This is a genomic window from Cryomorphaceae bacterium (assembly GCA_017798125.1).
GTDB lineage: Bacteria > Bacteroidota > Bacteroidia > Flavobacteriales > ECT2AJA-044 > ECT2AJA-044.
On record CP059070.1, the window covers coordinates 836,761 to 850,148 of the forward strand.

At 51.3% G+C, this 13,388-nt stretch carries 9 protein-coding genes; 5 read left to right on the forward strand and 4 right to left on the reverse strand.

Annotated features, from left to right (window positions below; genetic code table 11):
• Positions 1–84 precede the first annotated feature (84 nt).
• The 3 genes from HZ996_03595 (at position 85) to HZ996_03605 (ending at position 5,167) form a co-directional block, all read left to right on the forward strand.
• Positions 85–3,075 (forward strand): TonB-dependent receptor, encoded by a 2,991-nt coding sequence (locus HZ996_03595; GenBank protein QTN38260.1) that lies wholly within the window; start codon positions 85–87, stop codon positions 3,073–3,075.
• 157 nt (positions 3,076–3,232) lie between these two features.
• The gene (locus tag HZ996_03600) at positions 3,233–4,162 is read left to right on the forward strand and encodes a radical SAM protein (protein ID QTN38261.1); all 930 of its coding nucleotides are present in this window, start codon (positions 3,233–3,235) and stop codon (positions 4,160–4,162) included.
• Positions 4,163–4,294: 132 nt separating this feature from the next.
• Complete coding sequence (locus HZ996_03605) at positions 4,295–5,167, forward strand: hypothetical protein (protein QTN38262.1); 873 nt, start codon at positions 4,295–4,297, stop codon at positions 5,165–5,167.
• Here the strand turns inward: HZ996_03605 and HZ996_03610 are convergent.
• On the reverse strand, positions 5,164–6,315 hold the full coding sequence (locus HZ996_03610; GenBank protein ID QTN38263.1) for a phage tail sheath family protein: 1,152 nt from the start codon (positions 6,313–6,315) through the stop codon (positions 5,164–5,166). The genes HZ996_03605 and HZ996_03610 overlap by 4 nt on opposite strands.
• 61 nt (positions 6,316–6,376) lie before the next feature.
• Here HZ996_03610 and HZ996_03615 point away from each other — a divergent pair, with 61 nt between their 5' ends.
• The gene (locus tag HZ996_03615; protein ID QTN38264.1) at positions 6,377–7,702 is read left to right on the forward strand and encodes a hypothetical protein; all 1,326 of its coding nucleotides are present in this window, start codon (positions 6,377–6,379) and stop codon (positions 7,700–7,702) included.
• On the opposite strand, the gene HZ996_03620 is transcribed toward HZ996_03615, so the two are convergent.
• The 3 genes from HZ996_03620 to HZ996_03630 are packed head-to-tail and all read right to left on the reverse strand — an operon-like array spanning position 7,629 to position 10,672.
• Positions 7,629–9,887, reverse strand: a complete 2,259-nt coding sequence (locus tag HZ996_03620; GenBank protein QTN38265.1) for a TonB-dependent receptor — start codon at positions 9,885–9,887, stop codon at positions 7,629–7,631. The two genes, HZ996_03615 and HZ996_03620, sit on opposite strands and share 74 nt — an antisense overlap.
• Positions 9,887–10,225 (reverse strand): cation transporter, encoded by a 339-nt coding sequence (locus HZ996_03625; protein ID QTN38266.1) that lies wholly within the window; start codon positions 10,223–10,225, stop codon positions 9,887–9,889. Before HZ996_03625 ends, HZ996_03620 begins: the two co-directional genes overlap by 1 nt.
• Positions 10,226–10,279: 54 nt before the next feature.
• The gene (locus HZ996_03630; GenBank protein ID QTN38267.1) at positions 10,280–10,672 is read right to left on the reverse strand and encodes a hypothetical protein; all 393 of its coding nucleotides are present in this window, start codon (positions 10,670–10,672) and stop codon (positions 10,280–10,282) included.
• A 49-nt stretch (positions 10,673–10,721) separates the two neighbouring features.
• On the opposite strand from HZ996_03630, the gene HZ996_03635 reads away from it, so the two are divergent.
• Entirely contained in the window at positions 10,722–13,367 is a 2,646-nt protein-coding gene (locus HZ996_03635; GenBank protein QTN38268.1) for a response regulator, read from the forward strand.
• Positions 13,368–13,388: the final 21 nt, after the last annotated feature.

The window sequence follows — 13,388 nt, forward strand, 5'->3', positions numbered from 1 at the left end:
ATCCCCTAAGGTCGCCCGCCTGACGTTCTGTTGTCACTGACTAGGTTAATCTTGTAGCGTACATTAGGGCACCAAGCTACAGTTATGAAGAGAGCATTATGGACGGTTGTCGCGATTTTCGCGCTGGCCAATGTGAGTCAGGCGCAGGCGCGTTTGGAAATCAGCATCCTTTCGGGGAACGACGGCAAGCCGGTGGTCGGTCAAGTGGTCGAAATCAGCAATGGAGGGATAGGTTATTCCATAGAGCGCGAAACGGACAAGCAAGGAAAAATCAAGCTGAGCGGACTGTCCACGAGCGGGACGTATCGGGTCGTGAGCCCGGAGACGCGCAAGTATTTGGCGGCCAATAGCGGGAGTTTTGCCCTTCGGTCGAATCAGACCCAGAGTGTCACGCTGATCTTGCTGGAGAAGGCCAATTACAGCCTCGAAGAGGTCACCGTTGTGGAGTCCAGCAATGTACGTATCAACACGGTCAACGCCGAGGTGAGCAGCGAGCTTACGGCTCGAGAGATCACGGAGCTACCCGTTGAAGGAAGGGACATTACCCGAGTGTTGTATCGTTTGCCGAACGTGACTCAAGCCACGGGATTTTACCCGGAAGCACCCAACGTGAGCATCAACGGCTCCAATGGGCTGTACACGAACTACACCATCGACGGTCTGGACAACAACGAGAATTTCTTGGGCGGGCAGAAATTTGCCGTGCCCATCGGTTTTGTGGACAACATTACCGTGCTGACCAACAACTACAGCGCCGAGTACGGGTGGACCGGAAACGGCGTTTTTGACATCACCACCAAAAGCGGAAGCAACACCAAGACTGGCGAGGTCTTCTACTTGGTGCGCCCCGGGCCCGTCATTGACGCATCGTCTCCCTACGCCCAGCGCGATTTGACGGGGAACGCCGTCAAGGATGGTTTTCAGCGCCATCAGTTGGGCTTTGGTTTAGGAGGGGCCCTACGGGCCGATGAGACCTTTTACTACATCAACGTCGAGCAGACTTTTGACCTCAAGGACAACCTCCTCAATGTACCTCAACTCGGGGTCAACGAAACGGTTCAAGGGCAAAACCGGTACACGTATTTGAGCGGAAAACTCGACCATTTCTGGAACACTCGATTCCGTTCATCGGTCCGAGTGAACGCCGGATTTGTTGGTGTAGAATTCCAGGGCGGTGGTCTTGAAGGGGGAGTGACCTTCCCCTCGGCAGGCTATACCCAGAATAGAAATTCGCTCTTGGTGGCCTCTAAGAACATCTATACCGGAGATGACTTTGTCAGCGAGACCAATCTTCAGTACAGCCGCTTTCAATGGAACTACGCCAATCCGAATAACCCCGAAGATCCGAACGTGACGGTTTTGGACCCAAATGAGCAGACAATCGCCCTGCTCGGTCACCCGGGCTTCGTCTTTGATCAGACCGAGAATACGGTCCAAGTGCAACAGAAATTCACGTGGTACAAGGATCGCCACACGATCAAAGCTGGGGGGATGGTCATCAGCAGTCAACACGATCTTTTTGGCGGTGGCAATCCGAACGGGAGCTATACCGTCAAGCTCACCCAGGATCAATTGGACGCCCTGGCGGCCAGCGGCATTGGATCCGACCTGGGCGTCGGAGACATTCCAAGCGATGTAGAGGTTTTGAACTACAGCGTAGAACTGCAGCAAAAGGCCTTTGGAGCACGACAGAACCGGTTCAGTCTTTACGTTGAAGACCTCATTGCCGTTTCTCCTAAACTGAACGTGACCGTGGGCTTGCGCTATGACTACGACAACCTCTCCAAGGGCGGGAGCGACTCTGGTGATTGGAACAATTTAGCCCCACGTGTTAACGCGAATTATCGCCTTGACGAAGTGAGCAGCATTCGCTTCGGTTATGGAGTTTTCTACGACAAGATCATCTACGCCATTTACAGCGACGCCTTGCAACAAAGCAGCACCTCTGAAGACTACAAAGCACAACTTCAGGCGCTCATAGACGGAGGACAGCTCCCTTCGAATACCGATATTGATGCTGTGACTTTTGACGGAAACTTGAGTGCTAATGTAGCCGGAGTGGACTACCTACAAGGGCCATCTGCCGATGACCTTCAGGGCCAACGCGAGCTCATTTTCAGCAATGAGCGTCGAATCCTCAATCCCAACGGCTACGACAACCCCATCACCCACCAGTTCAATTTGGGCTATCAACGCCAGGTCAAAGGAAATATGCTTTTTTACGTCGACTTACTGCACACGCGTTCGGAGAACCTATTCCGCGTGGTGGATGTCAATGCACCAGAAGCCTATCCGATTGACCCGGACGACGTGGAGGTAAGATCTCAAGCTGATGCGGATGAAAGCAGAGATGTTCCCGTGTACGAGGGAAGCTATGCCGTGGCCAATGGAGATACTCTGCGCGGGGCGGCTCGGGGGGTCATCATGACGGAAACAGGCGGAAGCTCTCGGTACTATGCGGCCAACGTTAATTTGGTCAAGGAGAAAGGACAGGACAAGTATGCCTATCGATTAAGCTACACCCTTTCACGACTAGAAAACAATACAGAAGACATCAATTTCCGAGCGCAGGATTCAAATAACTTCGAAGATGAATGGGGCCCGAGCATCAATGATCGAACCCACGTTCTCAATGCCCTGATGTACTTCTTTCCATCGGATAAGTTTAGCATCAGTGTCGCCAGTTTGATTCAAAGTGGCCAGCCGATCAACCGTATTCCGGATGCGACGATTTATGGAACAACCGACTTAAACGGTGATGGTCGTGCTTTTGGGGATGCCTATGTAGGGAATAGCGACCGGAGTCCCGGAGAGTCTCGAAACAGTGATCGATTACCCTGGAGCACGACCTTTGACTTGGGGGCGCAGTATCAATTTACGTTTAGTAATGGTGGACGAATGGAAATTCGGGCCGATATTTTTAACTTGTTCAATGCGGAGAACCTGAGTGGTTATAGCAACAATGCAACACAGAGCAATCAGATCCAAGTGGGTCCGGCGAGTTCTGGAGTATTGGTGCGCCGAAACGCAGCTCCTCCGCGACAGTTTCAATTCGGAATTCGATATCTATTCTAATGAGCAAGCAAAAGAGAAGTGGGCGACGTTTTTTGTTCCTGCTTTTCCTATTTCTATTAATTGCTTTCTTCTTTGTGATTTGTACTCGTTCTCCTTGGGAGTTTAATCGAGGAAATGGATTCCGAAGCTGGAGCAGTCTTCAATACGAGTTACCAACATGTCCAAATTCGATCATTTTGAAAGCGTCTACTGGGTATTCACCCAGCTCTGTAATGATGAGTGTGCGCACTGCTACAACATGAGCGGACCGCGCGGTGCGCGGATCTCCCTTGAGGACTGTTTAGCCATAGTCGATAATCTTCCCGAAAAAATGGATCGCTTAATTTTAAGCGGTGGTGAACCTCTTGCCGAACGCGAGAAACTCTATGCGATTCTGGATAAGGTACGGGTGCGCTATGGCGATTCTGTTCAAATCATGCTTCAGACCAATGGCGACCTCCTGAATGAGGAGCGCTTGAAGACCTTGATCGAAAAAGGGGTGACCCGATTTGATATTGCCAGCATCGATCGTTTTCACAAACACAAGGGGGAACGATTGGGGCAAATTGCCGAGCTCTTTGCGAGTCAGGGAGTGCGGAGCGATAAGGATCCATTGATTGGAAAAGACGACCATGTCCGCCAGGACTTGACCTGGGGATATTGGGGTGCAACGGAAGACATGTGGCTGGGCGGTAATTGGGCTCGCGGTCGGGCGATGTTAACGGATGTCTGGAAGCGAGATCCCAAGCACAACCCGTGCGGAGTACTCAGTGGGGCAATTGGGTTCTTAGGCGGAAAGGAAGTGCCCATGGAGGTGAGTATTCAGCTCTGGGCGATCAATCCGTGTTGTCCTGGAACCAAGGACGCGATGGGAGACGCGCGAACCGAAAAGGTGAGCGAGGTGGTCGAGCGCGTGAGCAAATCAGCCGTTTTTCAACAGCTGAATGAAGGAAACCCTTGGGCGATGGGTGAGGCCATTGGTATTTCCGAAGATCACGCTCGTGCGCGAACAGAGGCTCTTGAGAATGTGTGCTTGTGGTGCGACGAGTTCTTCGACAAGCACTTTGACATGCGCACTTTAGCGGCAAGGGAAGACGTGATCTTGTGAAAAACGCCACGATTCGGCATCGGGCCGTAGGCCCAGAATGAAAAAACGCGCAAGTGCTCTTTTCGATTTCCCCTATTCGATGACTTGAGTACGGCCAGGGTTAAATTCGGAGAATGGCGTAACTTGGCTTTCATGTTACGCTATATTCTCTTTTTGTCACTTCTTGTAGCTGTAGCCATGCCCGCAGCAGCTCAGGATACTACGGATTACGTTTCGGATACCCGAATGGTAGTGGTTATTCTCAACGACGGTAGTCAGAAGATGGGCTACTTCATTTCGGACGATGGACGTGAGGTGATCATAGAAACCTCAAACCTCGGTCAAATTGCCATTCCGAAATACCAGATCAAGGAGATCAGAGAGATCAATGAGGCGCTTCGCGGTCAGGAAGAAGCTTGGGCACAGGAGCCATTTCAGAATCGATATTTTTTTACGTTCAACGGTCTTCCCAGGCGGACTAAAAAGAACTACCTAAAGATTTACCCCCTAGGGTTGGATGCCCAATTTGGAATTGGAGAAGATTTTCAAGTGGGAGGGATCACCACGTGGATTGGCGCTCCTATTGTTGCAACGGCCCAAGGGAGATTTGACCTAGGGAAAAATGTGCATGGCGCCCTCGGGACCTATATAGGGACCAACAGTTGGTTTGCGCTTGCCGCCGAATCACCTTTCTTTTTTGCTCTTCCTTACGGAAGCGTTACTATGGGCAACTACAGCAGTAATGTCATGGTTGGCTACGGTTATGGCTATGCTTCAACGGACGGGACCTCTGGGGGAACGAGCCTAATTATGGTAGGAGGAACGACTCCTATTGGGTCAAAGGCAAGTTTCGTGTTCGAGGCAATATTTACGGCGGTACAAGGCACCACTGGAGGGATCATTTCACCGGGGGTTCGGTGGTACAACAAACCTGGTCAAGCCTTTCAATTTGGATTTGCTGCGGCTTTTGCTGATGGGGTTTTCGCCCCTCTTCCTGCGGTAAGCTGGTACAAAACCTTGGATTAAGTCTTGAGCTTCCGAGTCATTCGGAGAACTCGAAATTCGGCGGGTTTCAAAAAGGCCACTCCTACTTCCACAATCAAACGACCTTGTTGAACATCCACGGCGGTCATGGTATGTCCGAGGCCGACTTTAACGTAGTACGCATGACTGGCCTTGCTGCCTTGCAGGGCTCCTTTTCGAAAAAGGCTATTCAAATACCCGTCGACGGAACGCTCCACTCTGCTCCATAGACGCGGGGCATTTCGATGCAGTCGGAATCGCTTCAAATAGCTCTCGATATGTGCTTCTACCCATCGAGCCATGCGCTCCGAAGCGATGTATTTGTGCTCTGGATCCATTGAAAGCGTTCGGGCTCCCCAGATTTTGATATTGCCACCTATCTGGAGGATCGGATTAATGGCTCGTTGCCCGCTTTGAGAGAAAATGCTCAGGGCAGTGGGGTCGTATGCTTCTGATAGCTGGGTCGTGTTTAAAGTTAAATTCGCCGGTCCTTTCCACATACCCTTGGAGGTACTGTGTACATCGACAGCTCCGGCTACAGCCCCGAGTAACGGCGTGGAAGCCCCGCTCGTGCCAAGTTGATTGGGGGTATACATAGCGCCATATTCGAAGTTGTTCAAGGTGGAAAGTGCATTGCGAAGCGACTGCATTTCTGATAGCGAATCGGAAGAGGCTCTTAGCTCGAAAAGCGCAAAGGCAGCAGGCAGTCCAGAGGTGTGATCGAGGGCTCCACGAAGAAAGGAGACATAGTCGGCCCGAGGTAAATAGATGGAATCTGGTGCGAGGATGATCCGAGCCTCATGGCTGTTGCGAAGACGTTGCCAAGCGGTGAGGAAATCCGTTCCCCGCAAGGGCGCTGTCCTAGAGCGACGAAGAGCTCCGCCGATTGATCCAGCGGAAAGAACCAAGGCCTCGGTACCTCCTTGTTCAAAGAACTGTATCAGGGAGGACCGCAACTGAAAATGATCATGGGGAACCTGACGCGAGGTTGAGAAATAGGTGTCAAACAAAGCGATCGAACGAACCCGAATTCCCGACCTATTTTGCGCGTTGCTCCTTCCGGTGTACCCTATGAAGCATGTTCCGGATACGGGCAGGGCTTTGATGGTGTCGGTCACCGAGGACTTTCTGATGCGCTTGGACTTACTCATGACGCTTTTCTTTACCTTGTTGGCTATCTAAAGATATGGAGGACAATAAGAACACCCCAAAATGGCTCGTTCGCGTTCAAGAGCAGAGCTGGGAACCGGAAATTCTGATTTCGGGTATAGTCCTTCTGATTTTGACCCGCTACCGGATCAAATTGATTTTTTTGTCCAGTACCTAAAGACCCAGACCACTTGGGTCCTTTGGTTCACGAACCTTCCTGAGAACCTTTCGGCCTTCTTGAAAGTCGCCATATACTGGACCATTTTTGGATTGGGCGCACACTTGATCATGCGCATTGTTTGGGTAAGTATGGTAGGGTTGAGTTATGCCTTTCCACGGGGAATCGACAGCGATAAACTCAACTACAAGGGCCGTTTTGCGGACATGGTTCAGGGCCTGCCCGATTTTCCCAAGCAAATCCAGCACCTCGAGCGCATTTGCAGCACCATCTACGCCATTACCTTCTTGATGTTCATGCTTATGATTGGCGTCTTCCTCGCCATCATTGCACTGACCTCGATCGTTATCCTATGGATGATCATCGACTCGGAGAGCTTTATGGCCTCTCTGGACGTCATCGACACGTACCTCAATTGGGCCATTTTAATCATTACCGTGCCCTATCTCATCGACTTCATCACCCTTGGAGGACTAAAGAAAATCAAGTGGATCCACCCGATTTACCGGCCGATCTACCGAATCCTCGGGGTGTTGACGCTTGCCCCCATTTACCGACCGGTGTATTACGGACTCGTATCGAACCTCAAGAAGAGGTGGCTGATCACGGGACTCATCGTGTATACCGGGGTTTCAATTCTATTGTACGGAACGGTTGGTGCCAACGCTTCCAACGCCCATGAGATGTATTCTCGGATGTACAACCAATCCGATTATACAGGCTATTACGAAGACATTTCAAATGGTCAAATCAGCCGCGTGGCGCATATTCCCAGTGAGCACGTAAGTGGTCAGGCCGTTCGCCTTTTTGCCATTCACAACAGCGGCTTGGAGGACAGTATCGCCCGCGCTTGTGAAGCTTATCATGAGGACTCCTTGAGGTTCCCAAACCCGGGCGGACCCTGGGAAGACCTCAAGTGCCTCAATTACTTCTACATTCCCGTTGTGGATCAAGACACCATTTGGGAACCGGAATGGTGGTTTCGGCGCGATGCCCGCTACGACCAGCGCGGTATCTACATATGGCTGGACCTCGCTAAATACGGCCGTGGTAAGCACGATATCCGACTGCTCTACCGCTTTAAAGGAGGCCTAGACAATCAAGCCTTCATCACCTTCTGGAAAGACAGCCCCGCGCTTACACCCCTCGAAGAACCCGCCAGCGAAAGCCCGCATAGTACATCCGACCCAGAATCGGTCCCCACACCATAGAGGCGTCAAAGGCCTCATCAAAGGGGTCTTCTGCGCTTACAATCGGGCGGGTCATTTTGAAGTTCGTCAGATTCTCCACACCGAGGTAGACCTCCCATCCGGCCGTAGGCCATTCCTTTGAAAGCTGAAGATTGACCGTGACAAAATCAGGCGCCTGCGGCGCGATGCGGTATTCCGGCGCATTGTCCTCCGTGGTCGGCAACTTCGCCACCCCCTGCCACTGGACCGTTACATCGGCTTTCCAGTAATCCCGACTGGCATAGGATGCGTTGATAAAGGCCCGATGCGGAGCGATGTAGGGAACCGCTTGTTCCACGCCATCGAAAGTGCTCTGGACATCCAAATAGCGATAGGCCATACGGACATCAAGGCGTCGAACCACTTCATAGTCCAATTGAACCTGTAGGCTGTGGGAGAAGCTTCGACCATCCAAGTTGTACAAGCGAACCTCACGGGCGGTAGCATATAAATCTGTGACGATTTGATTCTGGAAATCCGTGTAGTAATAATCCACGCGAATAGCGCCAGGACGGAAGTCTAACTCAAATTCTTGAGAAGCGCTCAAACCAAAATTCCAAGCCTCTTCTTGCCGTAATCCGTACGGCAGATCGTCGTCAGAAGTGGTGAAGCGCCAAGCCCGATTGCTCGCCATCAAGCCCATTCGTTCCGCAAACACATTCGGTGTTCTGTAGGCCTTGCCCGCGCTCGCACGAAGCACGAACTGTTCGCTCAAGGCCCAGCGCGTGTGCAATCGCGGTGTCACATTCAGCCCGTACAGGTTGTGTTGATCCGCACGGATCCCAAGAACCAATGAAAAGCGATCCTCGTCTGCCCAAGTATACTCTGCAAAGGCGCCCGGAATGGTCTCCAAACGGTCGTAGATATCATCGTTGAAGGTCTCATCTTGATTGTGGTAGACAAAGCTGGCCCCGAGCTTGATGGTGTGCTTGGGGTTCCGAACCCAAGTCTCGTAGATTCCATTGACATAGGCGCTTTGCTCGGTTCCTTCCCAGGTATTGACCGCTCTATTCAAACCTCCGAATGTAGAGAGCAGGTCGTGGTACGTGTAGTTGATCTGAAAGCCAAAGCTCTGTCCGCGATCTACGTCCAGTACATACCCCCCCTTACCCCAAAGTTCAATCCGATTGGTTCGGTTTTCAAAGCCCCAGAGTGCTTCCGATATTTCAGAAGAGCGGTAACCCTTTTGTCCGGACCACTGGTCCAACAGGCTGTATTTCACTCCGAATTGCATACCCAGCCCATCCGTATTGAAGCGTTTCCAGACATTTTGAATAAAGAAGTGATTTCCGACAGGAGTATCCAGAAAGCCATCTTCATTTCGATCGACTTCTAAGAGTTGATGTCGACCATGGATCAACAACGCAGCACCCCATTGATCGTTGAGCTTGGCACTCCAAACGGCGTTTTCTTCCAGACGACCGGCACCATTTACATAGCCGTTTACAAAAAGCTTCTCTGGGTCGCTTGGCCCTCGGAGCTCGTAGTTGATCTGCCCGGTCACACTGCTGTACCCGTTCACGGCGGATCCGGTTCCTTTGGTCAATTGAATGGACTTGATCCAAGTACCCGGAATTAGAGCCAGTCCATAAACGGAAGCCAATCCGCCAAGAGCTCGAATATTCCCGCGGGTGTAGGTGCTGTACGGACCGTCCAAGCCCAGAAGGCGAATTTGCCGGGTTCCTGTAACGGCATCCGTAAAGCTGGCATCCACACTCGGGTTGGTTTCAAAGCTCTCGGACAAGTCGCAGCACGCGGCCTTGAAGAGCTCCCGCTCGCTGATGTTCTCGGTTAAGTTGACATCCAGATACCGCAAATTGGTGGTTCCGGCCTTCTCGCGAATGGTGATTTCGTCCAACTGTTCATCCGATGCCCGGAGGGTAATTTCCACCTGCCGGCGGTTCGGATCAATGCTGAGCGTGTCTGCTCCGAAACCAATGAAGGTGACGATGAGGTCCACAGCGCCCGGAGGGCGTTCCAAGATAAATCGGCCTTCAGGGTCCGTCGAAATCCCCACGGTCGTTCCACGCCAGTAAACATTGGCCCCGACCAAGGGAAAGGTCTCTTCCGAGGTCTGTCCTAGGACGGTACCTTGGAGCACGTCGGATTGAGCCATCACCGCGCTACTTCCCAGCAGCAGTGTGGCCCACAATAAGAAGCGAGTCATCAATGGGGGTGCATTTCGCGATAGCGGCAACAGCCGTGAACCTGCTGGTACTTCTCGTCTGTAGCCTTAATATCTCGGGTGTCGTGACCCACGTCGGCAATGGCCTGTTGGATGGTCATCAGATCGGTTTTATCGGTGCGATAAACCACGACCAACTGATGATTTTCAACCGTCCAGTCCGCTTTTTTAACGCCTTTGATGTACGCAGCATTTTCAATGCGCTCTTCGCACATGCCACAAACGCCATTTACCCAGAGGGTGTCGGTTGCGAGATTGTCTTGCGCATTTACCTGTGAATAGGCCGCCAGCGCTAAGGCGATGAAGAATATCTTTTTCATGATTTTAATTCTAAGGTTGTTTTGAAACAAAAACAGTCAATGGGAAATAGACCGTCAACCGTAGAATTGCAAAGACATGTGCTCCAGGTAGAGCCGTAGTTCCGGAGGTTTTTGTGCCTGCGGCACGATGGGTTGAGCCTCCTTATCCAACACTTCTTCTAGGCTAGGAAGAGCACATCGGCCCGTGAGGGCCAAAGGAAATAGAGCGGGAACCCACTGTTCTTTCTGTGCCAATTGCTCTTCAACAAGCCAGATTTCTACTTCGTTGTTGTCGCAGCACCCACCCATCGCAGGGCTCTCGTGACAGGGTTCCGCGCAGCAACTCAGCTCTTCATGGCCCCAGGACCAATCCGTTACCCGGCCCATGCATTCGTGAACCGTACCGTGCACGCCGATGCTCAGCGTGAGGTAGAAGAGGGTATATAGGATGGCGCAAGCTTTTTGCATAACTTGGGACAAAGATACGAACTCCCTAAGGGAAAGTCAATCGGACCTGATGACCGGTGCACCTGAAAATATTAGCCAGCGGACGCTGTGGCCCTACTTTTGGGCCCTTTTGATTTTTACGTCCTTGGTGGTTGGTGCACTGACCTACAACAACTATCGCCAATTCCGGGACAATTATTATACCAGCCTTCTAACCGACGCCGAAAAGCGAATTGAGGTGCTGGAGGAGTTCTTGCGGAATGAGATGGTCGAGACCTATCAGGATCTTGAGTACTTCCGCTCCAATCCGGTCAATTCCTTCTACATCAACGACGAATTGGCACCCTTTGACCGGATGGTTTTTGAGAAAACCCTGTCCAAGTATGGGGACATCAAAGAAAGCTATCGGCAAATCCGACTCTTGGACGATGAAGGTCGTGAGAAGCTGAAAATCCGCTATTTAGGCGACTCCATAAGGGTGAACGACCTCTTGCAGGATAAGTCGGATCGCTACTACTACCAGGGACTCAAGTTGACCCAGTCGAATGAAATTTACTTCTCTCGCTTTGATCTGAACATGGAAGAAGGTCGGGTGGAGTATCCCTTGAGCCCGGTTATTCGAATAGGGTCTCCAGTATACTTTCAGGGTGAACGACAAGGCTATATTCTACTGAGCTACAAGGGAAGTCGAATTCTAGACTACTTCGATGTAATCGAAAACGACGAACTCTTTGACGCCTATTTGATCGACGCTTTGGGGAATTGGATCAAGGCCCCGGACTACGTAGAGCCTTACGACTATGTGATCGATCCGCAAAATGCGAATAGCCTATCCAAAGACCGACCGGAACTCTGGAAATTGATCAATCGAACCGATACGTCACGCGTGGTATCTCCTCGAGATTTGATTGTTTTTGAGCAGCTTGAACTCCTCGAGTATTTTGGGAAGGACGTGCGGTCGGAAAAGACCAGTACGCATTGGACGCTGTTGGTTCAGGCCGATGCGGGTCGAGTGGAAGAGGTTCTTTCAGCCCGTAGTTTCCGGACCTCTCGAAATGCCCTGATTTTGATGGGGCTGTTCGGCTTGATTCTATTTGGTGTGTTCCGGGAAATGGAGCGTCAAGGAGTCACCATTTCTGAGATTAATTCCACCCTTGTTTCGCGTAATGAAGAACTCGTGCACAATCGGGCAGAGCTTCAAAAAGCCATGACCATTGCGGAGGAGGCGAGCGCGGCCAAAGGCCAGTTTTTGGCCACCATGAGCCATGAGATTCGCACGCCGATGAACGCGGTTATTGGAATGGCAGATTTGCTTGAAGAAACCCACTTGAGCTCGGATCAACGGCATTTTGTAGAGACCATTCAAGTCAGCGGAAGTGCCCTGCTTACGGTCATTAACGACATTCTCGATTACAGTAAAATCGAATCGGGGAGCATGGAACTCGACGTCCATTCCTTCCGCTTGGACAAGGTCATAGAAGATGTCATGTCCATCCTCCGGAACACGGTCAATTCAAAGGGTCTGGACCTTTACTATTCTCCCAAAGGACATGTGCCCTCCTTGGTCCGGGGGGATGGCAACCGTATCCGCCAGATTCTTCTGAACCTAGCCAATAACGCTGTGAAGTTTACGGACCGGGGATTTGTGGCTATTGAAGTGTCCTATCACGAAGGACGTGAAGGTGGGAATTACCGGCTGTCTGTGGTGGATACCGGGATCGGAATTCCCCCGGAAAAGCAGTCTCGACTCTTCAAGTCCTTTTCGCAAGTGGACAGCTCGGTTACCCGTCGATACGGAGGAACCGGTTTAGGTCTGGTCATTTGTAAGCGACTGGCAGAGCTGATGGGCGGAAGTATTGGAGTTGAATCCGAGCAGGGTAAGGGATCGGCCTTTTGGGTTGATATTCAGCTCGAGGTAGCCGAAGTACAGCCAGAAGTCAAGCTTTCACAAAACGAAGTTCATATGGCCCTGTATACGGACACCGATACGGAAGCCTTTTACATCCAGCAGTGCTTGAATGTACACGGACATCAAGCGCTTCGGATTTACGACTCGGACTTGGAGCATTGGCCAACCAAACAAAAAGAGCTCACGCTATTGGTCCTAACGGAAAAGAAGGAAGTCATAGAGCACTTGAAGGATCGGGCAACGTCCTTATCGGGTAAGTATCGGGCCTTCCTTTTCAGCCGCTCCCATTCACCCTTGCTGGAGGGCCCTCAGTCAAGCAAGCTTGCCGTCCATGGAAAACCCTGGAAATACTCTACTTTCCTGAGCAGCCTGCGCATGGAAGAGGTGGTCAAGAAAAAACGAGTTACGGATGAGGTTATCGCCCAAGACATCAGCGTTTTGGTCGCCGAGGACAACCCCGTGAATCGGGAGCTCCTAAAATTCCAATTGACCAAGGTGGGCATCAACGCCGATTGGGCAGAAGACGGTATCCAGGCGATTGAAAAAGCCATCAGTCAAGAGTATGAACTGATCTTGATGGACATCAATATGCCGGGTAAGGACGGCCTCGAAGCGACTATTGAAATCAAAGAATATTACGGAGACCAAGCGCCCATCATCATAGCCCTTACGGCCAATGCAATGAAAGAAGATCGAGACCGATTCTTGGCCGCTGGAATGGATGATTACCTCAGCAAACCCTTTCATCAAAACGATTTGATTGCGCGCATTCAAAAATGGACCAAATTCAAGGTCAATACCGGGTAAAAAACCGCGCTCCTCGTCCTT